This is a genomic window from Cryobacterium sp. AP23, from assembly GCF_054075385.1.
The window spans coordinates 920,165-944,641 of sequence record NZ_CM133415.1 but is presented as its reverse complement, the minus strand read 5'-3'; the positions used below and the strand labels follow the sequence as shown (position 1 = coordinate 944,641).

Genomic DNA, 24,477 nt, shown 5'->3' with positions numbered 1-24,477 from the left:
TGTTCTTGGGAGTTTCATGTCTGAAATCACGGCCGAGCAGGTGGCCCACCTGGCCAACCTCGCCCGGATCGACCTCAGCTCGGCCGAAATCGATCGTCTCACGATCGAACTCGGCCAGATCGTCGACTCCGTCGCCAAGGTGGCCCAGGTCGCAACGCCCGACGTGCCGGCGACCAGCCACCCGATGCCGCTGACCAACGTGTTCCGCGATGACGTCGTCGTGCCGTCGCTCACCGTCGACCAGGCGCTCTCCGGCGCGCCCGACCGTGCCGGCGACAAGTTCCGCGTGCCCGCCATCCTGGACGAGGAGTAACCCAGTGACCAACCTCATCAGCCAGACCGCCTCCGCCCTGGCCGGCCTGCTCGCCGACGGCACGGTCAGCTCCGTCGACGTCACCCGCGCGCACCTCGACCACATCGACGCCGTCGAACCCGACGTGCACGCCTTCCTGCACGTCGCCCGCGACGCCGCCCTGGCCACCGCCGCCCGGGTGGATGCCCGCCGCGCCGCCGGCGAGAAGCTCGGCCCGCTCGCCGGGGTCCCGATCGCCATCAAGGACGTGCTCGCCACCCACGACATGCCCTCCACCGCCGGATCGAAGATCCTCGAGGGCTGGATCCCGCCGTACGACGCCACCGTCGTCAAGCGCATCCGCGACGCCGGCCTGATCCCGCTCGGCAAGACCAACATGGACGAATTCGCCATGGGGTCCTCCACCGAACACTCCGCCTACGGCCCCACCCACAACCCGTGGGACCTGGACCGCATCCCCGGCGGGTCCGGCGGGGGCTCCGCGGCCGCCGTCGCCGCGTTCGAGGCGCCCCTGGCGCTCGGCAGCGACACCGGCGGATCCATCCGCCAGCCCGCCGCCGTCACCGGATCGGTCGGCGTCAAGCCCACTTACGGCGGCGTCTCCCGCTACGGCGCCATCGCGTTGGCCTCCTCGCTCGACCAGGTCGGCCCGGTCACCCGCACGGTCCTCGATGCCGCGCTGCTGCACGACGTGATCGGCGGGCACGACCCACTCGACTCCACCTCGCTCACGGATACCTGGCCGTCGATGACCGCCGCCGCCCAGGCCGGCCTCAAGGACGGCGCGCTCACGGGCGTGCGCGTCGGCGTGATCAAGGAGCTCAACGGCGCGGGCTTCCAGCCCGGCGTCAAGCAGCGCTTCGAGGAGACCCTGGCCCTGCTCAGCAAGGCCGGCGCCATCGTCAGCGAGGTGAGCGCCCCGAACTTCGAGTACGCGGTCTCCGCCTACTACCTGATCCTCCCCGCCGAGGCCTCCAGCAACCTGGCCCGCTTCGACTCCGTACGCTTCGGCATCCGGGTCAACCCCGAAGACGGCCCGCTCACCAGTGAGCGCGTCATGGCCGCCACCCGCGACGCCGGCTTCGGCGACGAGGTCAAGCGCCGCATCATCCTGGGCACCTACGCTCTCAGCGCCGGCTATTACGACGCCTACTACGGCAGCGCCCAGAAGGTGCGCACCCTGATCCAGCGCGACTTCGCCGCCGCGTTCGACAAGGTCGACCTGCTGGTGTCGCCCACCGCGCCCACCACGGCGTTCAAGTTCGGCGAGAAGATGCACGACCCGATGGCGATGTACCTCAACGACATCACCACCATCCCGGCCAACCTCGCCGGCGTGCCCGGCATGAGCCTGCCGATGGGTCTCGCGCCCGAAGACGGCCTGCCCGTCGGCCTGCAGGTGATGGCGCCCGCCCGCGCGGATGCCCGCTTGTACACCTTCGGCGCCGCCGTCGAGCAGCTGCTCGAGGCGCACTGGGGTCACACCCTGCTCAGCCAGGCACCCAAGCTGGCCAACATCGAAATGTTCGCAACCGAAGGGGGAGCCGTCTGATGGCATCAGCCGAATTGATGGACTACGACAAGGCCCTCGAACTGTTCGAGCCGGTGCTCGGCTTCGAGGTGCACGTCGAACTCAACACCAAGACCAAGATGTTCTGCGGCTGCGCCAACGAGTTCGGCTCCGGCGCCAACACCAACACCTGCCCCACCTGCCTTGGCCTGCCCGGCGGGCTGCCGCAGGTGAACCGCCAGGCGATCGAGTCGTCGATCCGCCTCGGCCTGGCCCTCGGCTGCGAGATCGCCGAGACCAGCCGGTTCGCCCGCAAGAACTACTTCTACCCGGACACCGCGAAGAACTTCCAGACCTCGCAGTACGACGAGCCGATCGCGTTCGACGGTCAGCTCACCATCGAACTGGAGAGCGGCCGCCAGGTCACGGTCGACATCGAGCGCGCGCACATGGAGGACGACGCCGGCAAGCTCACCCACATGGGCGGCGCGGCCGGACGCATCCAGGGCGCCGACTACTCGCTGGTGGACTACAACCGCGGCGGCGTGCCACTGGTGGAGATCGTCACCCAGATGATCGAGGGCGCCGAAGCGGACGCCCCGGAGATCGGTAAGACCTACGTCGCCGCGATCCGCGAGATCGTCAAGGCGCTCGGCGTTTCCAACGCCCGGATGGAAGAGGGCAACGTGCGCTGTGACGCGAACGTGTCGCTGCGTCCGCGCGGGTCGAACATCCTGGGCACCCGCACCGAGACCAAGAACGTGAACTCGCTGCGCAGCGTCGAACGTGCCGTGCGCTACGAGATCCAGCGCCAGGCGGCGCTGCTCACCGCCGGCGGCACCATCACCCAGGAGACCCGGCACTGGCACGAGGACACCGGCGTCACCTCCGCCGGCCGGCCCAAGAGTGACGCGGATGACTACCGGTACTTCCCCGAGCCCGACCTGGTGCCCGTCGCCCCGTCTCGCGCCTGGGTCGAAGAGCTGCGCGCCACGCTGCCCGAGCCGCCCGCGGCCCGCCGTAAGCGGCTGCAGGCCGACTGGGGCTTCGTGAACCTGGAGTTCCAGGACGTCGTCAACTCCGACCTGCTCGACGTCATGGAGGCCACCATCGCCGCCGGCGCCCCCGCCCAGGCCGCCCGCAAGTGGTGGACCGGCGAGGTCGCCCGGCTCGCGAACGCCGCCGGCGTCTCCGCCGACTCCCTCGTCACCCCGGCCCAGGTCGCCGCGTTGATCGAACTGATCACCGACGGCACCCTCACCGACCGCCTGGCCCGCCAGGTACTCGAAGGCGTCATCGCCGGAGAGGGCACACCCAGCGAGGTCGTCGCCAGCCGCGGACTCGCCGTGGTCAGCGACGACGGTGCGCTCATCGCCGCCATCGACGACGCGCTCGCCTCCCAGCCCGACGTGCTCGCGAAGATCCGCGACGGCAAGGTCCAGGCCGCCGGCGCCGTCATCGGCGCGGTCATGAAGGCCATGCGCGGCCAGGCGGATGCCGCCCGGGTGCGCGAGCTCGTGCTCGAACGGGCCGGATCGGCAGAGTCTGGACCGGCCGAGTAATGGCGCTGTTCAAGCGCCGCCCGGTGGACGTCCCCGCTTCGGCGGGGGCGGCCGCCGCGTTCGGCGTCGGCATGCAGGTCATCGTGCGGCTTGACCGCTCACGCTACCCCGACTCGATGGTGGAAGATCCCATCGGCGTCATCACCGCGCCCGGTGAACTGGTCGGGAGCGCCCTGTACGCGCCCGTGGTGGGCAGGGAAGCGGTCTGGGTCGTGCACTTCGAGGAGCCCTTCTACGGCCTCGACGGCAGCGGCCCGCACGAGTCCGCCCGCGTGTCGCAGCGCTCGCTCGAGGCCGCGCCGGAGTGATCGCGGTGTCCGAGACGAAGCCGCCCGAGTCCGACATCCGTCGGTGGCGCCAGTACCTGGCCGACGAACAGGCCGAAGCGGCCGTGTACCGCGACCTGGCCGGCCGGCGCACCGGCGAGGAACGCGAGATCCTGCTCGCCCTCGCCGAGGCGGAGGGACGGCACGAGGAACACTGGCGGACCCTGCTCGGCGACCGGGTCGGGCAACCCAAGAAGGGCGCGCTGCGCACCCGGCTGCTCGGGCTGCTGGCCCGGCGGTTCGGCTCGGTGTTCGTGCTCGCCCTCGCGCAACGCGCCGAGGCCCGCTCGCCGTACGACGGCGACGCCGACGCGACGGATGCGATGGCCGCCGACGAACGCATCCACGAGGAGGTCGTGCGCGGCCTCGCCGCCCGCGGCCGGCAGCGGCTCTCCGGCACCTTCCGGGCCGCCGTGTTCGGTGTCAACGACGGCCTGGTGAGCAACCTCGCCCTCGTGCTGGGTATCGGCGCGACCGGGGTGCCGGCCGCGACCATCCTCTTCACCGGCATCGCCGGCCTGCTCGCCGGCGCGCTGTCGATGGGTGCGGGGGAGTACGTCTCCGTGCGCTCCCAGCGGGAACTGCTCGACGCGTCGACGCCGAACCCTGCCACCCGCAGCGTGCTGTCGCACCTGGACGAGGCCGCCAACGAGCTCACCCTGGTCTACCGGGCGCAGGGCATGACGGAGGCCGAGGCCGAGGTGCACGCCCGTGAGGTGCTCCGCACGGTGGCCATCGCCACCGACGCCCTCGACCTGAGCCGGTTGAAGGCCGCGGCGGAACCCGAGGTCGACGAGCACGAGGCCATCGGCACGGGCATGACCGCCGCGGTGTCGAGCTTCTGCTTCTTCGCTTCCGGCGCGCTCTTGCCGGTGCTGCCGTACCTGTTCGGCATGCAGGGAATCGGGGCCATCATCGTGGCCGCCGTGCTGGTGGGCCTGGCGTTGCTGGCGACCGGCGCCGTGGTGGGACTGCTCTCCGGCGGGCCGCCGCTCAAGCGGGCGCTGCGCCAGTTGGCGATCGGCTTCGGTGCGGCCGGCGTCACCTACGTGCTCGGCCTCCTGTTCGGCACCACGGCTGCCTAGCAGCGCCGCCTAGCAGCACCCGCAACTGTTCCCGAAACGGACAAATGGTCCCGGTGTGCCGGGCCCATTTGTCCGCACGGGTAACAGTTGGTGCGGCTAGTGGCGGTCGTCGCGGCCGGTGAGGGCGAGCAGCCGGGACTGCAGCGGAGCGTCCGCGGGCATCGGCACCGGGGAATCGAACAGGCCGCTGGCCTCCAGGGTCTCCCGCTGCGGCTCGAACACCGTGTACACGGCCTCGACCAGGGCAGCGTCGAGGTTCTCGTCCGCCGCCGTGGCGCGGGCGAGGTCCCAGGAATGGATCGTCACGTCAGACACCTGCTCGCGCAGGTAGTCCAGCACGGTCACGGTGTCGTAGGAGAGCTGGACGGATGCATCCGCCGGCGCCGCCTGCCAGGCCGCGGTGGCCCGTTCGGAGTGGGTGCGCCACTCCGCGGCCAGGTCGTCGCCCAGCGGCTCGATCCGGCGTTTGGCTTGCTCGAGGGTGAGCCCGGCCAGCAGCGCGGGGATCCACTGCTGCTCCTGCACGACGTGGCGCACGAGGTCGCCCACGCTCCACTCCTTGTCGGGAGTGGCCGCGTCCCAATCCCGGATGCCGTCCACCCGCTCGCCGAATTCGCGGTGGGCCTGTTTCTGCAAGGCAAACCAGTCGGTGGTGGTTGTCACCGTGCTGTCGGATGTAACTGTGGTGTCGGATGTCAGGGTGTCAGAAGTCACTGGGGCTCAATTCGTTGATGATTCACGCGGCATCCGCCCGAAGGCGTGCGGCTGTCGTCCCGGAGGCGTTCAGCTGATGGTGAGTGCAACGACATCGGGCCCGCAGGCATTCCGCTCAGGCGCTGCGGAATCCCACCTGCACGCCGCCGGTGACCCGCACGCTGAAGTTGTAGAGCAGCGCGTAGCCGGCCCCGACCGCGGTGAGCAGGACCGTGTTCAGAACGGCCACGGCGGCGGCGAAGGCCCACACCGCGCTCGGTTCCAGCAGCCCGCCGAGATCGACGGAGGAGTCCGTGAGGTCCTCGTACACCCCGGTGACGCTGGAGAAGACCTCCGTGTCGGTGAGGATCTGCACGATGAGGAAGATCAGGATCACCGTTACCGTGTTGAGGCAGAGCGAGAGCAGGAACGCGAGTTTCGCGCTGGACCACACGCCGATGTGCGCAAGCCCCAGCCGCATCTGCCGCACCGGTTCGCCACGATCGCCCTTGCGGGCCAGCCTCTCGGCCACGTCGGTCACCGGTGAACCCCCACCCGTGTGCCGTTGGTTCGCATGCAGTACTTGGTCATAATTCCCCCGAATCATTTGTCCCCTTAGCAATATATGTCCGGCACCGGTGGAAAGGTCTCAGTTCTGGCGAAAGAATCTAACTGGGGGCGCCCATTCGGGCGGTAAGTTCGGGGGAGAATCCGCCGATCAGCGCCGGCGGCCCCACCGAAACGAGGATGCCCGTGCCCGCTGCCATCGCCGTCATGCTGCCCCGCGACCTGCCCGCCGCCCAGTTCGTGGCCTACGCACGCCGGGCCGAGGAGCTGGGTTTCGACGAGATCTGGGTGGTGGAGGACTGCTTCTTCCGCGGCGGCATCGCCCAGGCCGCCGTCGTGCTCGCCGCCACCACGACCATCCGCGTGGGCATCGGCATCCTGCCCGCGGCCGCGCGCAACCCTGCCTTCGCGACCCTGGAGGTGGCCACCCTCGCCGAGCTCTTCCCCGGTCGCCTGCACGTGGGCGTCGGTCACGGTATGCCGGGGTGGATGCGGCAGGCCGGCATCTGGCCGTCCAGCCCGCTGGCGATGCTGGCCGAGACCCTCGACCTCATGCGCGGACTGCTGCACGGGGAGACCGCCACCGTCACCGGCCGGTACACGAGCGCGGATGCCGTGCGCCTGGCCGGCCCGCCGCCGACGGTTCCGCCGGTACTCGCGGGGGTACGCGGACCGAAGTCGCTGGCCCTGGCCGGAGCCGCCGCGGACGGCGTGGTGCTCGCCGAACCGGTCACACCCGAATACCTCGCCGGGGCCCTGGCCGCCCTCGACGCCGGGGCCGCCGCAGCGGGCGGCAAGCTCGGCTTCCCCGAGCTCCGCCCACCGCTCGGTGACCGGCACGTCGTGGCCTACAACGTCGCCGCCGTGCACGACGACCCGGCGGTGGCCCGTGCCACGGCCCGGCCCGCGCTGGAGTGGATCGGCGATCCCGACTGGGCCCCGCACATCCGGGTGCTACCGTTCGCCGCGGAGTTCGACGCCTTGCGCGCGCAGAGCGCCAGCCGGTCGGACTTCGCCCGGGCGCTGCCGGACGCCTGGGTGGACCAGCTCGCGGTCGTCGGCACCCCCGCATCCGCCCGCAGCCGCATCGACGAGTTGCATGCGGCGGGCGCCACCAGTGTCGTGCTGATCCCCGCCGGGGAGGACCCTGTGAATGCGCTGGAGTCGCTGGCCGCGGTCCTGTCGGCCGGAGCGGGCGCAGCCTAGGCTGGGTACCCACACCGAAGGAGAACGCACATGGGATTCCTCGACCGCCTCCTGGGCCGCCCCGAACAGCCGGAACAGCCGCGTCGCGCGGCACCGCAGCGCACCGACGATGAGATCGCTGTGGAACGCTACCGCTACCTGCTGCGCACAGCGCCGCCCGAGACCATCGAGCAGGTGCACACCGAAGCGTTCAGCAAGCTCACCGATGAGCAGCGCGACCTGCTCTTCACCCAGCTGACCGAGAACGCGATGGAGGGCGAGCGCCCCGCGAACGCCGAACCCGCCACCCTGGCCAAGTCCGCCACTCGCGCGGAACTGCGCCAGCCCGGCACCCTGGACCGGGCGTTCGGCGGCGACCAGGCCGGCAACCGGCAGGGTCCGGGCTTCGGCAGCATGCTCGGCGCCTCGTTGCTGGGCACCGTGGCCGGTTACGTCGTCGGGTCGGCGCTCGTGAGCACCTTCCTGCCCGACGCGGGCGGTGAGGCGGATGCGTCCGCCGACGCCGGCGCTGACGCCAACGCGGAGTCCGGGGCCGATTCCGGGACCGACGCGGGCGGCGACTCCGGGTCCGATTTCGGCGGCGATTCCGGCGGGTTCGGCGACTTCGGTGGCGGGGACTTCGGCGGCGACTTCGGCAGCTTCTAGCCGGCCGCGAATCCCCCCGGTCCGCCCCTCAATCGGTGCGGGCAGGGCCGGCCGGACCGCGCGTGCCGGGAGTCCGAATGCCCGGCGCAACCGGTACCCTCGAAGGTAGCTTCGAATTGAGGGCGGCCACGGCGGCGGAAGGGTGTGGAACTGCATGAGCAAGCAGGACGGCAGTGACCGGCAGATCACCGGCAGCGACGTCGACGACACCACCGCCACCATCCTGCACATCGACATGGACGCGTTCTTCGCCTCGGTCGAGCTGCTCGACCACCCCGAGCTGGTGCATCTGCCCGTGGTGATCGGGCACCGCTCCGGCCGGTCCGTGGTGACGGCCGCGAATTACGTGGCCCGCAAGTACGGCGTCAACTCGGCCATGCCGATGTCGATCGCGCTGCGCCGCTGCCCGGCCGCGATCGTGCTCGAACCGCACATGAGCCGGTACGCGGAGGTGTCCAGGCAGGTGATGGGCATATTCCTCGACATGACACCGCTGGTCGAACCGCTCAGCATCGACGAGGCCTTCCTCGATGTCGCCGGCGCCCGGCGCCTGCACGGGTCGCCGGCTGAGATCGGGGAGAAGATCCGCGCGCGGGTCTTCGCCGAAACCGGCCTGACCTGCTCGGTCGGTGCCGCGTCCACCAAATTCGTGGCCAAACTGGCGTCCGGCCGGGCCAAGCCCGACGGGCTGCTGGTCATCCCCGCCGACAACACGATCGACTTCCTGCACCCGTTGCCGGTCGGCGCACTCTGGGGGGTCGGCGCCACCACCGAACAGTCGCTTCTCGGAATGGGCCTCCGCCACGTGCGGGACATCGCGCACGCGTCCAGGGAGATGCTGGAGCGGGCCGTGGGCGTGGCCGGCGCGCAGAAGCTGCACGACCTGTCCTGGGGCATCGACCCACGCGGGATCAACCTCGAACGCGAGGAGAAGAGCATCGGTCACGAGGTGACCTTCGAACACGACGTGACGGATGCGGCCCGGCTGCGCAGCGAACTGCTGCGGCAGGCCGACGCCGTGGCGGCCAAGCTCCGCGGCAACGGCCTCGTCGCCCGCACCGTGGTGCTCAAACTGCGCTACGCCGACTTCAGCACCGTCACCCGCTCCCGCACCCTGGCCGAACCCACCAATGTGGGGCGCCGGATCTACGAGGAGGTCGCGGCGAGCTTCGACCTGCTTGCGGCCCGCGGCATCCGGGTGCGGCTCATCGGCGTACGGGCCGAGCAGCTCGGCACCGGCGACGGCGCCGGGATGGGACTCTGGGACGATGACGACGATTGGCGGGAGGCGGAACTGGCCGTGGACACCGTCACCGCCCGGTTCGGCCGCGGTGTCGTGCGGCCCGCCTCGCAGCTCGGCGGCGGCAGCGCACCGAAGCGGGACGTGCATCCCTTCGGAACGCCCGACGCCGGCAGCTGACTCGTCCTGGCCGGGGAAAATCCCGGCGGGACAGCCCGGAACAGGGGGAGTAGCCTCTCACCATGACTAATCTCGCCTTGAAGCTCGCAGAAAACGCAGGATCCATCGGAGTCCGGTCTGCCTACGGGGATCCCGTGCAGATCGAGGGTGTCACCATCGTGCCGGTCGCGCTCGTGCAGTACGGGTTCGGCGGCGGCGGCGAGGGCGACGAGGCCGAGGGAGCAGCCGGCGGCGGCGGTGGCGGCATGGCCATCCCGATCGGCGCGTACGTGAAGTCCGGCGGAGCGGCCCGTTTCGAGCCGAACGTGATCTCGCTTCTTGCGGTGGGGATCCCCTTCGTGTGGGTGGCCGGTAAGGCGATCGCGCGCATCATCCGCGCCCTCAAGAAGTAGCGCCGGCGGCGCCCGGCGCGCCGTGCCCCGTGATCGCGCCCATCTCATCGGTCGAGCGTGTCGAGACCTGCGTGACGGGCGAGTTCGGCGCGCCCGAACGCTGACACCGCGCGTGCCTGCCCGACTCCGGCACCCCGTATCCGCCCGAGGGGACCTATACTCGGTAGCGAACACGGGAGTCCGGTGAACCGGGCTGAGAGGAAGCTACTTCAGCTTCGACCGTCGAACCTGATCTGGATCATGCCAGCGCAGGGAGGCTTCTCAATCCCGTGCCCTGTATTTATCTACGGAAAGGGCACGAACAGTGCATGCAACAACCGAAACCCTGTCCCCGTCCACGACCCGGAAGCCGCGCGTCCTGCGCTGGCGGGTCGTCGACATCGTGGTCGCCAGCGTCATCGGCGTCGCCAGCGGCGTCATCTTCTGGGCCTGGGGCCTGGCCTGGTCGCCGCTGAGCGCCCTGCTCGCCTTCACGCCCGGCCTCGAGGGGCTCCTGGCCGGCGGATGGCTGTTCGCCGGCGTGCTCGGCGGCCTCATCATCCGCAAGCCCGGGGCCGCCGTCTACACCGAAGTCGTCGCCGCGGTCGTCTCGATGCTCATCGGCACCCAGTGGGGCTTCTCCACGCTGATCTGGGGTGTCGTCGAAGGCCTCGGTGCCGAGATCATCCTGGCCCTGTTCCTCTACGCGAATTGGCGCCTCGGCGTGGCCCTGCTGGCCGGCGCCGGCGCCGGCGTCGCGGTCGGCCTGCTCGACACGACCTTCACCAGCTACGCCGCCCTGGACATCGGCTACAAGGCCGTCTACTTCGTCTCCGCCGTCGTCTCCGGCACCGTCCTGGCCGGCCTGCTGTCCTGGCTCGCCGTGCGCGGCCTGGCCGGCACCGGCGCGCTCGCCCGATTCGCCGCCGGCCGGGAAACCGGCCAGGTCGACCGGGCCCAGCCCCAGCCCCAGCCCCTCCGGTGACCGACGGCGGATGCCGGCTGTCGCACCGCGGGGAACGCGCATGACCGGCGCCAGGGTCACGGCCACCGGCTGGGGCTGGCGACACGCCGGCCGGTCGCGCCCGGCCGTGTCCGGGCTGGATCTCGACATCCAGCCCGGCGAGCGGGTGCTGGTCCTCGGCCCCAGCGGTGCGGGGAAGAGCACGCTGATGCACGCCCTCGCCGGGGTCCTGGGCGATGACGAGGACGGCGACGAGACCGGTGAACTGCTGGTCGACGGCCAGCGGCCCAGCCGGGCGCGCGGCCGCGTCGGCCTCGTCCTGCAGGACCCGGATTCCCAGGTCGTGCTCGCCCGGGTGGGCGACGACGTCGCGTTCGGGTGCGAGAACCTCGCGGTGCCGCGCGCCGAGATCTGGCCGCGGGTGACCCGGGCCCTGGCCGAGGTGGGCCTCGACCTGCCGTTGCGGCATCCCACGAGCGCCCTCAGCGGCGGGCAGAAACAGCGACTGGCCCTGGCCGGGGTGCTGGCCATGCAGCCCGGCCTGGTGCTGCTGGACGAACCCACCGCGAACCTCGACCCCGACGGGGTGATCGAGGTCCGTGACGCCGTGCTGCGCTCGGTGCAAGGTTCCGGGGCGACCCTGATCGTGATCGAACACCGGGTGAAGGTGTGGCAGGACGTCGTCGACCGGGTCATCGTGCTCGACCCGGCGGGCGGCATCCTCGCGGACGGACCCACCGCCGACGTGCTCACCGCGCAGGGCGAACGGCTGGCCGCCGCCGGGGTGTGGATCCCGAGCCACCCGCCCGCCCGACCCGACCGCAACCACGTCGCCGCCACGAGCGCCGATATCCTCCTCCGGGGCGAGGGGCTCGCGGTGGGCCGGGTGCCGTTCGCGCGCAAGCAGGCCGTCGTCGTGGCCGATGGTCTCGACCTTGACGTGCGGGGCGGCCAGGCGATGACGATCAGCGGGCCGAACGGGACCGGCAAGTCCACCCTCGCCCTCACCCTGGCGGGCCTGCTCGCCCCGGCCGGCGGGCACCTCACCGCCGGGGCTGGACTGGCCGACGGGTTGGGCACCGCCCCACACCGCTGGCGATCCCGGGCCCTGCTCGCGCGTATCGGCACCGTGTTCCAGGACCCCGAGCATCAGTTCCTGGCCGGCACCGTGCACGCCGAACTCGCCGTCGGCCCGCGCGCCCTCGGCCTGTCCCCGGCCGCCCAAACCGAGCGGGTCGACGCGCTCCTGCACCGGCTCCGGCTGGACCACCTCGCCGATGCCAACCCGTTCACGCTCTCCGGCGGGGAGAAGCGCCGCCTCTCCGTGGCCACGGTGCTCGCCACCCGGCCGCGCCTGCTGGTGCTCGACGAACCCACCTTCGGGCAGGACTCCCGCACCTGGGCGGAACTCGTGCGCCTCCTGGCAGAGCTGCTCGACACCGGCACCGCCGTGGTGGCCGTCACCCACGATGATGACTTCGTGGGCGCGCTGGCGGACTCCCGGCTCATCCTCGCGGCGGGGCCGGGCGGGACCACCGCCCGCCGCGTGCTCGGCGGTACCGCGGCGGTGCCCGCCCGGCCGGCGAGGGGGATCGGCCGATGAGCGTGTTGACCCCCACCATCCGACCGAGCGCGATCGCCCGAGTGAACCCGGTGGCCAAGCTCGCCGTTGCCCTGCTGATCAGCTGCGCGCTGATGCTCTCCATCGACTGGGTGTCGGCGGCGGTGGCCCTGCTGCTCGAGGGCCTCCTGCTGGCCTGGTGCGGGCTCAGCGCCCGACAGTTCTGGTTGCGCACTGCCCCGGTCTGGATCGCGGCGCCGTTCGGCATGCTCACCACGGTGCTCTACGGCGAGGATTCCGGCGCCGTCTGGTTCAGCGCCGGCATCGTCACCATCACCGAGGGGTCGGTTGCCCTCGGGCTCGCGATCGGGCTGCGGGTGCTCGCCATCGGTATCCCCGGCATCGTGCTTCTGGCCACCACCGACCCGACCGACCTCGCGGACGGCCTCGCGCAGGTGCTGCGTCTGCCCGCCCGGTTCGTGCTGGGTGCCCTCGCCGGCCTCCGCCTGGTGGGGATGTTCATCGACGACTGGCACTCGCTCTCCCTCGCCCGGCGCGCCCGCGGTGTGGGGGACGGGGGAGGCCTGCGGGGCCGGGCGCGCCGCTTCGGCGGGTTGGCCTTCGCCCTGCTGGTGTTGTCGGTGCGCCGGGGCAGCAAGCTGGCCACGGCGATGGAAGCGCGTGGTTTCGGCAGCGACGAGCCCCGCACCTGGGCACGGCCGTCGGTGTTCGGCGTACGCGACGGCCTGGTCGTGCTGCTGGGCCTCGGCATCGCCGCCGTAGCCATCACAACGGCCATCCTCGCGGGAACGTGGCATTTTGTCCTCGCCTGACGCCCGCACGGACTCGCAGCCGGCCGCACAGCCGACCGCGCTGCTGACCCCTGTTCTCGCCGCGGTGCGCGCGCTCGGGCCGTCGGGTGATCGGGCCGTCGTGCTGATCGACGGGCCCAGCGGTGCCGGCAAGAGCACCCTGGCGGATGCGGTCGCCGCCGCGTGGCCCGGGCCGGTGGCCCCGACCCTGGTGCGCCTCGACGACATCTACCCGGGTTGGGGCGGCCTGGATGCCGCCATCGACCTGGTCGGTACCCGGATGCTCGGGCCCCGGCGGGCCGGCGCCGCCGCGGCCTGGCAGCGTCACGACTGGGACACCGAGCAAGCGGCGGAGTGGCACACCGTCGATCCCGCCCGGCCGCTCATCGTGGAGGGCTGCGGTGCCCTGGCGCGAGCGCACGCGGGGCTGAGCGACGTGCGGGTGTGGCTGGACGCCGACGACGGCATCCGGAAGCAACGCGCCCTGGACCGGGACGGCGGAGTCTTCGAGGCGCACTGGGACCAGTGGCAGCAGGACTGGGAGCGGTACCGCCGGCGGGAACAGCCCGAACGGTGGGCCACGGTGCGCCTCACGGCGACGCCGTAACGCCCGAGGCCTGTAACGCCCACGGTCTGTAACGCCCACGGTCTGTATCGCTCAACGTCCGCGCCGCCGGGCGCGTGCCGCGCCAAAACCGGGCGGCGGCAGTAAGTTGGGGGTATGAGTACACCGCAGAACGAGAACACCGAATACACCGTCGAATTCGTCGACGGACCCCTCGAGGGCCAGACCGACAGCCGCGTGCTCCTGCACGGCGCCCACGACAAGCGCATCAGCATGCTCGCCGCCGTGGACAGCATGGAATCGCTGTTCTGGTACGACGAGATCGACTCCCGTGAGGTGCAGGGCAAGCTGCACGTGCGCTATGCCTTCGACTCCGGTGACAGTGACCCGGTCGAGTCGAACGACGAGCCCAGCTGACCTGACCCGATGTGAACGATCTGAAATGATCCGGCGGTTGAACCGCCGGATCATTTTTTGTGCCTATCGGACTGCTGTGCCTATTGGACTGCTCTGCCTATTGGGCGTCGATGAGGGCGCTGATCACCGGGATCGGGTGCAGCAGCCGCCAGCCCGGACCCGGATCGGTGAGGGTGTCGTCCAACTCGAGGGTTGAGGTGACGCTGTCGCCGAAGGCCTCAACGGTGACCCGGCCGACCTTGCTTCCGGCCCGCCCGGTGGCGACATCGTCCAGGGTGACCTCAGCACCGGTCGGCTCGGCGGCCTGCCAGCCGAACCGGGTGCGTGCGGTGGCCACCACCGCGTCGGCGGCATCGCCCCACGCGGTCGTGAGCGTCGCGTACGCGTCCCCTTCCGCCAGGACCGGCAGCTCGGTCACCCCGGCGGTGGCCGAGGCCATCAGCGCCGTCAGGTCGGCCGTGAGGGTGTCGTAGTCGGGTTCGCCGATGAACCCACCCGCGAAGCTGAAGGTCTGCTCGTTCACCGTGACGGCGGCGGTGAAGAGGAAACAGACGCCGCCGGCATCGGTGTAGCTGCGGGAGATGCCCGTGATGCCCAGCTCCGGCAGGTACGCGGTGGTATTGCTGACCCCGCGCTGGTTGACCAGGGCCGAGGCCGGGTTGCCGATGATGTCTGCGATGACGGGGTTGGTCGCGGCGAGGCCGGCGATCCGGGCCAGGTCGGCGCCGGTGCCGGCGCTGGCGTCCGACAGGCCGTTGGCGTCGGCGACCTGGGTGTCCGGCATGCCGTTCTTCACCAGCCACGCGTTGGCGGCGGTGACGTACTCGTCGACCGAGCCGAACGCCCAGCGGGCCAGGGTGTCGGCGTGGTTGTTGCTGGAGCCCAGGATCATGGCCTGCAGCAGCTCGCGCTGGGTCCAGCTCTCATTCGGGAACACGATCACGGTGCGGGCACCCTCGGCGGTGTAATCGAGGTAGTCCTGGTAGTCGGCGGTGACGAGGGAGTACGCCGGGCCCGGCTCCCCGACGGCGAGAGGCTTGGCGTCGAGGACGACCAGGGCGGTGATGATCTTCGCGGCGGAGGCCATCGGCAGGGGATCGGAGCCGCCGCCGGTGGCGATCGGGTCGACGGCCAGCGTGGCGGCCTCGTCGGTCGTGGTCTCTCCCTCGGCGTCTTCGGCCGGGGTGATGGCGAGGATGCCGCTGGTTCCAGCGGCCGGAAGCACGGGGGTGGAGGCGCTCACCGGCGCATCCGGGGTGCTCAGCGCAACCTCGGCGGCGGGCAGCGGGCCGAGCAGGGTGGCCGGGCCGTACACACCGATGCCCAGGATGATGAGAGTTCCCACCAGGATGCCGATCAGACGGCCAGGTCGAAATCTGTTCATGGTTCAGGGTAGCCCGCGGGGGATCAGGCCCAGCCCAGCTCGTGCAGCCTGTCGTCGTCAATCCCGTAGAAATGCCCGATCTCGTGCACCAGGGTGACGTGCACCTCAGCGTGCAACTCGTCCAGGTCCGCCACGATCGCCAGCAGTGGTTCCCGGTAGATCACGATGCGGTCGGGCATCTCGCCGAAGCCGTACTGCCCGCGCTCGGTGAGGGCGACGCCGTCGTACAGCCCGAGGGTGTCCAGGCTGCCGTCTTCCGGCCGGTCCTCGACGACGAAGATGACGTTGTCGAGGCCGTCGACCATGTCGTCGGGCAGGAGATCGAGTTCATCGATGACGAGGCGTTCGAAGTCGTCGTGGCTGAGCGTGAGCATCCGTTCAGCATGGCACGGGTTAAAGCAGAAAGTCCCGGTCTCTTACGAGACCGGGACTTTCGTGCATTGGGGTGAGTAACGGGGCTTGAACCCGCGACCTCCTGGACCACAACCAGGCGCTCTACCAGCTGAGCTATACCCACCATGTGCCGCTTCGCTGTAGCAGCGAAGGCAACTCAAGAATTCTATTACACGTTTGGAGCGAAGTTGTTCACTACGGCCGCTGCGTGCGATTTTGCTTCCGCACTGGTGGGTCCGGGGTCGGCGACGAACACGCTCTTGCGGTAGTACGCGAGCTCTCGGATCGACTCGAGGATGTCGGCCAGGGCGCGGTGACCGCCGTCCTTCGCGGGTGCGTTGAAGTAGGCGCGGGGGAACCAGCGGTGGGCGAGTTCCTTGATCGACGAGACATCCACGTTGCGGTAGTGCAACTGCTTGTCCAGCCGCGGCATGTAGCGGGACAGGAAGGCCCGGTCGGTGCCGATGGAGTTGCCGGCCAGGGGAGCGCGCTGGTCCTCGGGCACAAAGCGGAGCAGGTATTCGATCACCTGGTATTCGGCCTCGGCCACGCTCACGCCGTTCGGGATCTCCTCGATCAGTCCGGAGGAGGTGTGCATGTTGCGCACGAAGTCGCCCATGTTCTCGAGGGCGGAGGAATCGGGCTTGATCACGATGTCGAGGCCCGGGTCGAGGATGTTGAGGTCGAAGTCGGTGATGACCACGGCAATCTCAACCAATTCGTCGTTGTTGAGGTCGAGCCCGGTCATTTCACAGTCGATCCATACCAACCGGTCACTGCTGTTTGTCATGGGGCGAGTCTAGCGGTGGGGCCCGACAGCCCACCGGGCGGGTTCGCTCGTAGACTGAGCCTGATGCTTACGACACTCGCCATCCTGCTCCTGCTCAACGCCGTCTGGAACGTCGCCGTCTGGCCCCGGTTCTACAAGCGGGTCAGCCAGGACGAGCGTGCGAGGGACGCGTCGGGCAAGCCGACCACGTTCCTCATCGTGCACGCCGTGCTGGTGGGCGTGTCGCTGCTGCTCGCGGTCGTGTCCGCCGTCGTCGCCGTCATCGCCCTGGTGAACGGGTAGGCGCCGCCGTGGAACTCGTCTTCTTCTCCTCGGCCTTCTGCGAACCGTGCCTACAGGCGCGGGCGGTCCTGGCCGAGGTCGAACGGCTGGTGCCGGCGGCGACGGTGCGCGAGTTCGATGTGGCGCAGGACAATGCGCAGGCGGAGGCCGCCGGGATCCGCAACACGCCCACGATCATCGTGCGGAACGCGGCCGGCGACGAGGTCTTCCGGGCCGGTGGTGTGCCCACCCTGGCGCAGCTTCTCGTGGCCGCCGCAAAGGCCCTGTAGAACCGCTCGGGAAGGTGCCGGGGACCCTGGCGGCCCGACTACGGTATCGTTGAAGCGCTATCCGCCCCCGTAGCTCAGGGGATAGAGCAGGAGCCTTCTAATCTCTTTGTCGCAGGTTCGAATCCTGCCGGGGGCACAGCACAACCCCGCCGGTTCCCACCGGCGGGGTTGTTTTCTTGCGGGGCGGATGTGCAGCATCCGGGGGGCGAGGACTTGGTAGATTCGACCCATGCGAGAACAACAGGTGCGAATCATCGCGGAACTTCACGTCACACCGACCATCGACCCTGCCGCTGAAATCCGCCGCCGGGTCGACTTCCTCAAGGACTACCTGCTGGCCAGCGGCGCGAAGGGCCTGATCCTGGGGATCAGCGGGGGACAGGACTCCTCCCTGGCGGGTCGGCTCTGCCAGCTCGCAATCGAGGAACTCACGGTGGAGGGCCACGCCGTGCGCTTCGTGCCGGTGCGCCTGCCGTACGCGGTACAGCGGGACGAGGACGACGCGCAGCTGGCGCTGGAGTTCATCAAGCCGGAGTCGAATCTGGTGTTCAACATCCAACGGGCCGTGGATGGCTTCGAGGACGAATTCGCCGACAGCACCGGCTCCGCCCTGCCCGACTTCGACAAGGGCAACGTCAAGGCGCGCGCCCGGATGATCGCCCAGTACGCGATCGCCGGCGCCTCCGGTCTCCTCGTGGTCGGGACCGACCACGCCGCGGAGGCCGTGACCGGTTTCTTCACCAAGTACGGCGACGGCGGCGCCGACCTGCTGCCGCTCACCGGGCTGACCAAACGGCAGGGCCGGGCCCTGCTGATGGTGCTCGGCGCCCCCGAGCACCTGTACCTCAAGGCGCCGACCGCCGACCTGCTCGACGACAACCCCGGCCAGACCGACGAGGCCAACCTCGGCATGCAGTACGAGCACATCGACGACTACCTCGAGGGCAAGGATGTGGACGACTCCGTAGCGACGGCCATCGAGCGCCGCTACCTCAGCACGGAGCACAAGCGCCGCGTGCCGGCATCCCTCTTCGACGACTGGTGGAAATAACCCACCAACACGAAAACGCCGGTCCGCTCGAGAGCGGACCGGCGTTTTTTGCGCGTTGCGAGGTTACGGGTTCGGCAGGGGAGCCGGGCGTACCTCGAGGGCCTGAACGTCGTCGAGGAGGCGCTGGGTCTCCGTGGACGGCGCCGGGGCGGCGGGCACGTAACCCAGGGTCGGCGCGGCCTGGTTCGCCGGGGCGGCGAACTGGTCGTGGTGCTGCTGCGCCACCCAGGCGTCCTGGTCGGCGAGGGCGCTCTTCTCCGAGGACGAGTTCTGCGCCTTCCAGCGTTCGATGTCGCCCTGGAAGATCTTGCGCGCGCGTGACGGCTTGTTCTGCCATTCGATCAGGCGGTCACGGAACTCGATCAGCGCCGGCTCGAGCTGGTATCCGAACGTGGCGGAGGTGCGCTTGAGCTCGGCGAGCTGGTGTGCTGCCCAGTCGGCAGCGAGGCTGGAACCCTTCACCGGCAGCAGTCGCACCTGGATGTCGGCCATGCCAACGGCACGATCGTTCATCACCTGCTCCTGTGGCGTCAGGGAGTTCCACACCGAGGCTTCGGTCGCGGCGTCCACGATGGTGCCGATGGCCGCGGACTTGAGTTCACGATCGTGCTGGGCCAGCAGGCGCTTGATCGCGCCGCGGGATATCCACGAGGCCAGCACGCTGGCCACGATAATGGCGACGATCAGCACGACTACGCTGAAAATCACGGGCTGGTTACTGGTCGCTGAGAGCCAGTCTACGAAATCATTCCACCACTGCATGTGCGGAAGATTACCTCGCGGGGGAGCCAATCAGCGGGAGCCGTCACGGCGTGGCCGGATACCAGCCGGAAACCGTCTGCGGCCTATCTCGGTGCTGCGGCGGGAAGCCTGTCGACGGTGTCCCGGCTGAGCATCGCCGCCCCGGCCACCGCGGCCGGCATCGCCACCACGGCAGCGAACGGCACCAGGAAGATCAGGTAGGACGCCGCCCCGAAACCGACCGCCACGGCGCGGCGGGACTTCAAGGCCCTGCGGCGCTCACGCAGGGTGAAGCCGCGGGCGTCGAAGGCGAAACCGGTGAGCTCCACTACCAGCAACCAGCCACCGAACAGGGCGCCGAAGACGGCGCCGATGAGGGGACCGACGACGGGAATGAACCCGCAGGCCAGCAGCAGGATGCCCACGCCGATGGCCGGAAGCAGAAGCCGGATACCGTCACCGATGGCCCGGCCGACGGCGCGCATCAGGCTCAGCTTGAGCTCGGCCGGTGCGTTTCCCAGCCGGTCCTCCACCTCGCGCCAGATGCGTTCGTAGAACGGATCGCCCACCACGAGGGTGACGGCGGTGAAGGTGTACACGACGAACAGGGCCGCCACGATCACGAAGACCAGGGCCGCGGCAACCCGGGTGCTGATGGCGAGGGGCTCGGCCCATCCGTTGGCGAACGGGGTGGCCCAGATCACGACCGAGTCGAGGTTGACGATCAGGAACACGATGCCGACCAGGTACACGATGCCCACGAGGAGGGCGGGGATCGCGCCCAGCAGCATCAGCCGGGGCGAGGTGACCCACATGCCGAACCCGCGACCGAGGTACCGAACCCCGGACAGGGCGCTCCGCACCACACGGGGCTCGGCTGTCACGGCCGGCGTGGGCGGGGAAGAATCGGGCTGGGGCAGCATCGTCTCAGGATAGTGCGACCGGCCCGCCGGGCCCGGGCGCCGGTGAGCGCCGCGCCCGCAGGTCAGCGGAAGCAGTCAGCGGCCTCGTCCATCCGCCAGAACGCGCCGAGGTCGATGCGCCGGGTGGACATCACGATGCGGCGGGCGAGGTACCGCTCGCCGTCGTTCTGGGCCTGGCGTTCGATGTGGCCGAGGACGGCTCCGGTGCGGTCGACGACGCGCCACAGGCCGTCCCGCACGGCGACGAGGGTAGGGCCGCTGTTGCGACCGGCGACGTTCGGGACGGCGACGTTCGAAACGCTGGTGCTCGAGACGGTGGCGCTCGAGACGCTGGCGCTCGAGACAGTGGTGGGGCGGTTCTGCGCGGTGAGGGTGATCACGGTGTGCTCCAAGGTGTCGGCCGGCCCGGATGGGATGCTGTCAGGCTAGAACCGACCACCGACATCCGGCCCGCCCGGCACCGCCCCCCCCGTGCGGCCCCCGGCACAACGACGCCCGCCCGCGACCCCGACTGGTCCCGGTGCGGACAATTGTGGCCGGTGTGCCGGGACCAATTGTCCGCAGGAGGAACAGTGGGAATCGCGGGCGGGGAGCCGCGCGGCGGGTCTAGTTCATGCCGGTGCCGTGCACGGCGTACGGCTCGATGCTCGCGATCTCGTCGGCGTCCAGCGCCGGCGCGTCGAGGGCCGCGACGGTCTGCTCGAGCTGGCCGATGCTGCTGGCGCCCACGAGCACGCTGGTGACCTGCGGCTGGCGCAGGATCCAGGTGACGGCGAGCTGCGCGAGGGTCTGACCGCGATCGGCCGCGATGGTGTTGAGTGCGCGGGCGCGCTCGAGGTAGGGCTCGCTGAGCGAGTTCTCGTTCAGGAACCGGCTGGTCGCCACCCGGGAGTCGGACGGCACGGTACCGCCGAGATACCGGTCGGTGAGAAGGCCCTGCGCGAGGGGGGAGAAGACGATGCTGCCCATGCCGAGGTCATCGAGTACAGGGAACAGGCCCTCTTCGATGTGACGGTCGAACATGGAGTAGCGCGGCTGGTGGATGAGCAGCGGGATCTTGTGCTCGGCCAGGGCCGCGTAGGCGGCCACGGTCTGCTCGGGGCTGTAGTTGGAGATGCCGGCGTAGAGCGCCTTGCCCGATTGCACCGCCGTGGCCAGGGCGCCCATGGTCTCTTCGATCGGGGTCTCAGGGTCGGGACGGTGGGAGTAGAAGATGTCGACGTAGTCCAGGCCCAACCGGCCCAGGCTCGCATCCAGCGACGAGAGCAGGTACTTGCGCGACCCGAAGTCACCGTAGGGGCCCGCCCACATGTCGTAGCCGGCCTTGCTGGAGATGATCATCTCGTCGCGGTACGGGCGGAAGTCCTCGGCGAAGATGCGGCCGAAGTTGGTCTCGGCCGAGCCGGGAGGCGGGCCGTAGTTGTTGGCCAGGTCGAAGTGGGTCACACCCAGGTCGAAGGCACGGCGCAGGATGCCGCGCTGCGTGTCGATGGGGCGTTCGTGCCCGAAGTTGTGCCATAGGCCCAGGGACAGGGCGGGAAGCTTCAGGCCGCTCCGTCCGGTTCGGCGGTACGACATGTCGGAATAGCGGTTCTCTGCAGCAGCGAAGGTCATGCAGTAACTCTAGGTCCGGGCGGTGCGTCCGGAGCGTGAGGTCGCCGGTGGGGCGGGCGGTTCCAGCCGGGCACGCCCGTTCCTCCCGAGACCGGTCGACCGGCAGGTTCTGCACAACCTCACCGGGCGCCGTAGCGTGGAGCTGTCGCCGCCACAGAGTGGGTGCAGCGCGTCCCCGGCCACGAACCCGGCACGAGGACTGGTCGGGGGCGCGCGGTTCGCACCCGCCATCCGCTTCGAGACGCCAGGAGATCCCAGTGACCGACACCATCACCCTGACCGGCATCGTGGCCACAACGCCCCGAAGCCTCGTCACCAGCACCGGCTTGCCCATCACCTCGTTCCGGCTCGCCTGCCGCCAGCGCCGCTTCGACAGGCTGAGCAGCAGCTGGGTGGACGCGGACACCAACTGGTACACGGTGTCGAGCTTCCGGCAGCTGGCGCGCAACGTGGAGCATTCCGTGCAGAAGGGCGAGCCGGTGCTGGTGACCGGGCGGCTGCGCATCCGGGATTGGGAGAACCAGGACCGCTCCGGAACGTCGGTGGAGGTGGAGGCCGATGCGGTCGGCCACAACCTGGCCTGGGGCACGACGTCGCTCGTGCGCGCCACCGCGGCGACGGCGCCGGAGCAGAAGGATGCTGAGCATCCCACTGCCCAGGCCGGCTCGGTGCCAACAGTGTCTGTGCCAACAGTGTCGGGGCCAACAGTGTCGGTGCCGACAGGATCAGAGCAGACCGAATCGGAAACACAGTCCGCCTAGACTCGACTTCTCGGCTGCAGCGCGCGGCCGCGGGGGAGGACGACGCGTGGCCCGCATACTCACCGGACAGACCCGGACCAGCCGCACCGCGGCAACCTGGGCTGCCTGCCTGATTGTGGGCCTCGGGCTGACCGGATGCGCCGACACCGCGGCCGGCGTCCCCGCCAGCACCGGCAGCCCGTCCGCGACGGCCTCAGCCGCCCCGACACCCACCGAAGCCGCCGCTCCGGCCCTCGCCCCGGACGGCACCGCCACCGACAACCTCGCCTTCTTCGATTCGGTGATCGCCGGGACCCTGGCGACCGAGGCCAATCCACCCGGCCGCACGATCATCGACGCCCTCGTCGCGGCCGGATTCGTCAAGGCCGACCTCGAAGTCACCAGCGACACCACCACCAAGGGCGAGCCGGCCGACTCGATCCAGTTCTCCGCGCGGGTCAACGGAGAGTGCATCGTCGGCCAGAACGGCCCGTCCTCCGGCGGCTACCACAGCGTCGTCGTCCCCCTGCTCGCCACCGGAACGTGTCTTGTCGGGGCCACGCGCCAAATAGACTGGTAAACACTATGGCTGAATTCATTTACTCGATGGTGCGTGCGCGCAAAGCCATTGGAGACAAGCTCATCCTCGACGACGTCACGATGTCGTTCTTCCCCGGAGCCAAGATCGGCGTGGTGGGCCCTAACGGTGCCGGTAAGTCCACGATCCTCAAGATCATGGCCGGACTCGACACCCCCAGCAACGGTGAGGCCCGGCTGTCGCCCGGCTACTCCGTCGGCATCCTGATGCAGGAACCGCAGCTGGACGAGACCAAGACCGTGCTGGAGAACGTGCAGGAAGGCGTTGGCCCGATCAAGGCCAAGGTCGACCGGTTCAACGTGATCAGCGCCGCCCTGGCCGAACCTGACGCCGATTTCGACACCCTGCTCGAAGAAATGGGCACGCTGCAGGAAGAGATCGACGCCGCCGACGCGTGGGACCTCGACTCCCAGCTGGAGCAGGCGATGGACGCCCTGCGTACCCCGCCGGGCGACTACTCCGTCGTGGACCTGTCCGGTGGTGAGAAGCGCCGCGTGGCGCTGTGCAAGCTCCTGCTGCAGAAGCCCGACCTGCTCCTCCTCGACGAACCGACTAACCACCTCGACGCCGAAAGCGTGCTGTGGCTCGAGCAGCACCTCGCCAAGTACCCCGGCGCCGTGCTCGCCGTCACCCACGACCGGTACTTCCTCGACCACGTGGCCGAGTGGATCGCCGAAATCGACCGCGGCCACCTGTACCCGTACGAGGGCAACTACTCCACCTATCTGGAGAAGAAGCAGGAGCGCCTGCAGGTGCAGGGCAAGAAGGACGCCAAGCTCTCCAAGCGCCTCGCCGAGGAACTCGAGTGGGTGCGCTCGAACGCCAAGGGCCGTCAGGCCAAGTCGAAGGCCCGTCTGGCCCGGTACGAGGAGATGGTCAACGAGGCCGAGCGCGGACGCAAGCTCGACTTCGAAGACATCCAGATCCCCGTCGGCCCGCGCCTGGGCGCGCAGGTCATCGACGCCAAGAAGCTCAAGAAGGGCTTCGGCGACCGCGTGCTGGTCGAGGACCTGTCCTTCACCCTGCCGCGCAACGGTATCGTCGGCGTCATCGGCCCGAACGGTGTCGGTAAGACCACGCTGTTCAAGACCATCGTCGGGCTCGAGCCGCTGGATGCCGGTGACCTGAAGATCGGTGAGACGGTCGACATCTCCTACGTCGACCAGAGCCGTGGCGGGATCGACCCGAACAAGTCGCTCTGGGAGGTCGTCTCCGACGGCCAGGACTACATCCAGGTCGGCAAGACCGAGGTGCCGTCCCGCGCGTACGTCTCCACCTTCGGCTTCAAGGGCCCGGACCAGCAGAAGAAGGCCGGTGTGCTCTCCGGTGGTGAGCGCAACCGCCTGAACCTCGCGCTCACGCTCAAGCAGGGCGGCAACCTGTTGCTGCTCGACGAACCGACTAACGACCTGGACGTGGAGACCCTCGGCTCGCTCGAGAACGCGCTGCTCGAGTTCCCCGGCTGCGCCGTGGTCATCACTCACGACCGGTGGTTCCTGGACCGCATCGCCACGCACATCCTCTCCTACGAGGGCACGGCGGAGGAGCCGGGCAACTGGTACTGGTTCGAGGGCAACTTCGAGTCCTACGAGCAGAACAAGATCGAGCGCCTCGGCCCGGACGCGGCCAAGCCGCACCGGTCCGCGTACCGCAAGCTCACCAGGGACTAGGTTCC

At 69.8% G+C, this 24,477-nt stretch carries 29 protein-coding genes, 2 tRNA genes and 1 riboswitch; of the genes, 21 read left to right on the top strand and 10 right to left on the bottom strand.

From position 1 onward, the window contains the following. Positions 1 to 16 precede the first annotated feature (16 nt). From gatC to ACU5E9_RS04385, 5 genes are read left to right on the top strand one after another with little or no spacing between them, the layout of a single operon-like run. Complete coding sequence (gene gatC, locus ACU5E9_RS04405; protein ID WP_066596071.1) at positions 17 to 313, top strand: Asp-tRNA(Asn)/Glu-tRNA(Gln) amidotransferase subunit GatC; 297 nt, start codon at positions 17 to 19, stop codon at positions 311 to 313. A gap of 4 nt (positions 314 to 317) precedes the next feature. Continuing rightward, positions 318 to 1,865, top strand: a complete 1,548-nt coding sequence (gene gatA / locus ACU5E9_RS04400) for an Asp-tRNA(Asn)/Glu-tRNA(Gln) amidotransferase subunit GatA (RefSeq protein WP_456812405.1) — start codon at positions 318 to 320, stop codon at positions 1,863 to 1,865. Next, positions 1,865 to 3,385, top strand: coding sequence for an Asp-tRNA(Asn)/Glu-tRNA(Gln) amidotransferase subunit GatB (gene gatB, locus ACU5E9_RS04395; RefSeq protein WP_456812404.1), 1,521 nt, complete (start codon positions 1,865 to 1,867; stop codon positions 3,383 to 3,385). The genes gatA and gatB overlap by 1 nt, the downstream gene beginning before the upstream one ends. A 23-nt stretch (positions 3,386 to 3,408) precedes the next feature. Beyond that, positions 3,409 to 3,693: a hypothetical protein gene (locus tag ACU5E9_RS04390; protein WP_456812403.1), complete on the top strand. Its 285-nt coding sequence runs from the start codon at positions 3,409 to 3,411 to the stop codon at positions 3,691 to 3,693. A 5-nt stretch (positions 3,694 to 3,698) separates the two neighbouring features. Next, a complete protein-coding gene (locus ACU5E9_RS04385) occupies positions 3,699 to 4,796 on the top strand; it encodes a VIT1/CCC1 transporter family protein (RefSeq protein WP_456812402.1) in 1,098 nt (365 codons plus the stop codon). A gap of 96 nt (positions 4,797 to 4,892) precedes the next feature. On the opposite strand, the gene ACU5E9_RS04380 is transcribed toward ACU5E9_RS04385, so the two are convergent. After that, complete coding sequence (locus ACU5E9_RS04380) at positions 4,893 to 5,459, bottom strand: TIGR03086 family metal-binding protein (protein ID WP_456812401.1); 567 nt, start codon at positions 5,457 to 5,459, stop codon at positions 4,893 to 4,895. Positions 5,460 to 5,625: 166 nt separating this feature from the next. Next, positions 5,626 to 6,030 carry a DUF3566 domain-containing protein gene (locus ACU5E9_RS04375; RefSeq protein WP_456812400.1) on the bottom strand — a complete coding sequence of 135 codons (405 nt, stop codon included), beginning with the start codon at positions 6,028 to 6,030 and terminating at the stop codon, positions 5,626 to 5,628. A 206-nt stretch (positions 6,031 to 6,236) separates the two neighbouring features. Between ACU5E9_RS04375 and ACU5E9_RS04370 the strand changes: the two genes are divergently transcribed. From ACU5E9_RS04370 to ACU5E9_RS04330, 9 genes are all read left to right on the top strand, one after another. After that, positions 6,237 to 7,262: an LLM class flavin-dependent oxidoreductase gene (locus ACU5E9_RS04370; RefSeq protein WP_456812399.1), complete on the top strand. Its 1,026-nt coding sequence runs from the start codon at positions 6,237 to 6,239 to the stop codon at positions 7,260 to 7,262. A 30-nt stretch (positions 7,263 to 7,292) separates the two neighbouring features. Then, entirely contained in the window at positions 7,293 to 7,907 is a 615-nt protein-coding gene (locus ACU5E9_RS04365; RefSeq protein WP_456812398.1) for a hypothetical protein, read from the top strand. Positions 7,908 to 8,061: 154 nt separating this feature from the next. Further along, a complete protein-coding gene (dinB, locus tag ACU5E9_RS04360; protein WP_456812397.1) occupies positions 8,062 to 9,327 on the top strand; it encodes a DNA polymerase IV in 1,266 nt (421 codons plus the stop codon). Positions 9,328 to 9,389: 62 nt separating this feature from the next. Then, complete coding sequence (locus tag ACU5E9_RS04355; RefSeq protein ID WP_456812396.1) at positions 9,390 to 9,719, top strand: hypothetical protein; 330 nt, start codon at positions 9,390 to 9,392, stop codon at positions 9,717 to 9,719. Positions 9,720 to 9,881: 162 nt separating this feature from the next. Then, positions 9,882 to 9,992, top strand: a riboswitch (TPP riboswitch). Between the two features lie 31 nt (positions 9,993 to 10,023). Beyond that, positions 10,024 to 10,683, top strand: coding sequence for an ECF transporter S component (locus ACU5E9_RS04350; RefSeq protein ID WP_456812395.1), 660 nt, complete (start codon positions 10,024 to 10,026; stop codon positions 10,681 to 10,683). A 10-nt stretch (positions 10,684 to 10,693) separates the two neighbouring features. Further along, entirely contained in the window at positions 10,694 to 12,265 is a 1,572-nt protein-coding gene (locus tag ACU5E9_RS04345; protein ID WP_456812394.1) for an ABC transporter ATP-binding protein, read from the top strand. Then, positions 12,262 to 13,056 carry an energy-coupling factor transporter transmembrane component T family protein gene (locus ACU5E9_RS04340; RefSeq protein WP_456812393.1) on the top strand — a complete coding sequence of 265 codons (795 nt, stop codon included), beginning with the start codon at positions 12,262 to 12,264 and terminating at the stop codon, positions 13,054 to 13,056. Before ACU5E9_RS04345 ends, ACU5E9_RS04340 begins: the two co-directional genes overlap by 4 nt. Then, on the top strand, positions 13,043 to 13,642 hold the full coding sequence (locus ACU5E9_RS04335; protein ID WP_456812392.1) for an ATP-binding protein: 600 nt from the start codon (positions 13,043 to 13,045) through the stop codon (positions 13,640 to 13,642). The genes ACU5E9_RS04340 and ACU5E9_RS04335 overlap by 14 nt, the downstream gene beginning before the upstream one ends. Before the next feature lie 114 nt (positions 13,643 to 13,756). Next, entirely contained in the window at positions 13,757 to 14,017 is a 261-nt protein-coding gene (locus ACU5E9_RS04330) for a hypothetical protein (protein ID WP_456812391.1), read from the top strand. A gap of 97 nt (positions 14,018 to 14,114) precedes the next feature. Here ACU5E9_RS04330 and ACU5E9_RS04325 read toward each other — a convergent pair whose 3' ends face one another. The 4 genes from ACU5E9_RS04325 to orn form a co-directional block, all read right to left on the bottom strand. Next, positions 14,115 to 15,401: a D-alanyl-D-alanine carboxypeptidase family protein gene (locus ACU5E9_RS04325; RefSeq protein ID WP_456812390.1), complete on the bottom strand. Its 1,287-nt coding sequence runs from the start codon at positions 15,399 to 15,401 to the stop codon at positions 14,115 to 14,117. 23 nt (positions 15,402 to 15,424) lie between these two features. Then, the gene (locus ACU5E9_RS04320; RefSeq protein WP_456812389.1) at positions 15,425 to 15,775 is read right to left on the bottom strand and encodes a metallopeptidase family protein; all 351 of its coding nucleotides are present in this window, start codon (positions 15,773 to 15,775) and stop codon (positions 15,425 to 15,427) included. 67 nt (positions 15,776 to 15,842) lie between these two features. Then, positions 15,843 to 15,918 (bottom strand) — tRNA-His (locus tag ACU5E9_RS04315). A 45-nt stretch (positions 15,919 to 15,963) separates the two neighbouring features. Further along, on the bottom strand, positions 15,964 to 16,584 hold the full coding sequence (gene orn, locus ACU5E9_RS04310; protein WP_456812388.1) for an oligoribonuclease: 621 nt from the start codon (positions 16,582 to 16,584) through the stop codon (positions 15,964 to 15,966). 63 nt (positions 16,585 to 16,647) lie between these two features. Here orn and ACU5E9_RS04305 point away from each other — a divergent pair, with 63 nt between their 5' ends. From ACU5E9_RS04305 to nadE, 4 genes are all read left to right on the top strand, one after another. Then, on the top strand, positions 16,648 to 16,866 hold the full coding sequence (locus tag ACU5E9_RS04305) for an SCO4848 family membrane protein (protein WP_456812387.1): 219 nt from the start codon (positions 16,648 to 16,650) through the stop codon (positions 16,864 to 16,866). 8 nt (positions 16,867 to 16,874) lie between these two features. Further along, positions 16,875 to 17,135, top strand: a complete 261-nt coding sequence (locus tag ACU5E9_RS04300; RefSeq protein ID WP_456812386.1) for a thioredoxin domain-containing protein — start codon at positions 16,875 to 16,877, stop codon at positions 17,133 to 17,135. A gap of 63 nt (positions 17,136 to 17,198) precedes the next feature. After that, positions 17,199 to 17,271: transfer RNA gene (locus ACU5E9_RS04295), tRNA-Arg, on the top strand. Between the two features lie 93 nt (positions 17,272 to 17,364). Then, positions 17,365 to 18,186 (top strand): ammonia-dependent NAD(+) synthetase, encoded by an 822-nt coding sequence (gene nadE / locus ACU5E9_RS04290; protein WP_456812385.1) that lies wholly within the window; start codon positions 17,365 to 17,367, stop codon positions 18,184 to 18,186. A gap of 63 nt (positions 18,187 to 18,249) precedes the next feature. Here nadE and ACU5E9_RS04285 read toward each other — a convergent pair whose 3' ends face one another. The 4 genes from ACU5E9_RS04285 to ACU5E9_RS04270 all read right to left on the bottom strand — a co-directional run bounded on the left by ACU5E9_RS04285 (position 18,250) and on the right by ACU5E9_RS04270 (position 21,464). Then, positions 18,250 to 18,894, bottom strand: a complete 645-nt coding sequence (locus tag ACU5E9_RS04285; RefSeq protein ID WP_456812384.1) for a hypothetical protein — start codon at positions 18,892 to 18,894, stop codon at positions 18,250 to 18,252. A gap of 137 nt (positions 18,895 to 19,031) precedes the next feature. Continuing rightward, positions 19,032 to 19,850, bottom strand: coding sequence for an EI24 domain-containing protein (locus tag ACU5E9_RS04280; RefSeq protein WP_456812383.1), 819 nt, complete (start codon positions 19,848 to 19,850; stop codon positions 19,032 to 19,034). A gap of 62 nt (positions 19,851 to 19,912) precedes the next feature. After that, entirely contained in the window at positions 19,913 to 20,230 is a 318-nt protein-coding gene (locus ACU5E9_RS04275; RefSeq protein ID WP_456812382.1) for a hypothetical protein, read from the bottom strand. Between the two features lie 226 nt (positions 20,231 to 20,456). Next, positions 20,457 to 21,464: an aldo/keto reductase gene (locus ACU5E9_RS04270; RefSeq protein WP_456812381.1), complete on the bottom strand. Its 1,008-nt coding sequence runs from the start codon at positions 21,462 to 21,464 to the stop codon at positions 20,457 to 20,459. A gap of 257 nt (positions 21,465 to 21,721) precedes the next feature. Between ACU5E9_RS04270 and ACU5E9_RS04265 the strand changes: the two genes are divergently transcribed. From ACU5E9_RS04265 to ettA, 3 genes are read left to right on the top strand one after another with little or no spacing between them, the layout of a single operon-like run. Beyond that, positions 21,722 to 22,225 carry a single-stranded DNA-binding protein gene (locus ACU5E9_RS04265; RefSeq protein ID WP_456812380.1) on the top strand — a complete coding sequence of 168 codons (504 nt, stop codon included), beginning with the start codon at positions 21,722 to 21,724 and terminating at the stop codon, positions 22,223 to 22,225. Between the two features lie 46 nt (positions 22,226 to 22,271). Beyond that, positions 22,272 to 22,784: a DUF6993 domain-containing protein gene (locus ACU5E9_RS04260; protein ID WP_456812379.1), complete on the top strand. Its 513-nt coding sequence runs from the start codon at positions 22,272 to 22,274 to the stop codon at positions 22,782 to 22,784. A gap of 5 nt (positions 22,785 to 22,789) precedes the next feature. Then, positions 22,790 to 24,472: an energy-dependent translational throttle protein EttA gene (gene ettA / locus ACU5E9_RS04255; RefSeq protein ID WP_456812378.1), complete on the top strand. Its 1,683-nt coding sequence runs from the start codon at positions 22,790 to 22,792 to the stop codon at positions 24,470 to 24,472. Positions 24,473 to 24,477 lie beyond the last annotated feature (5 nt).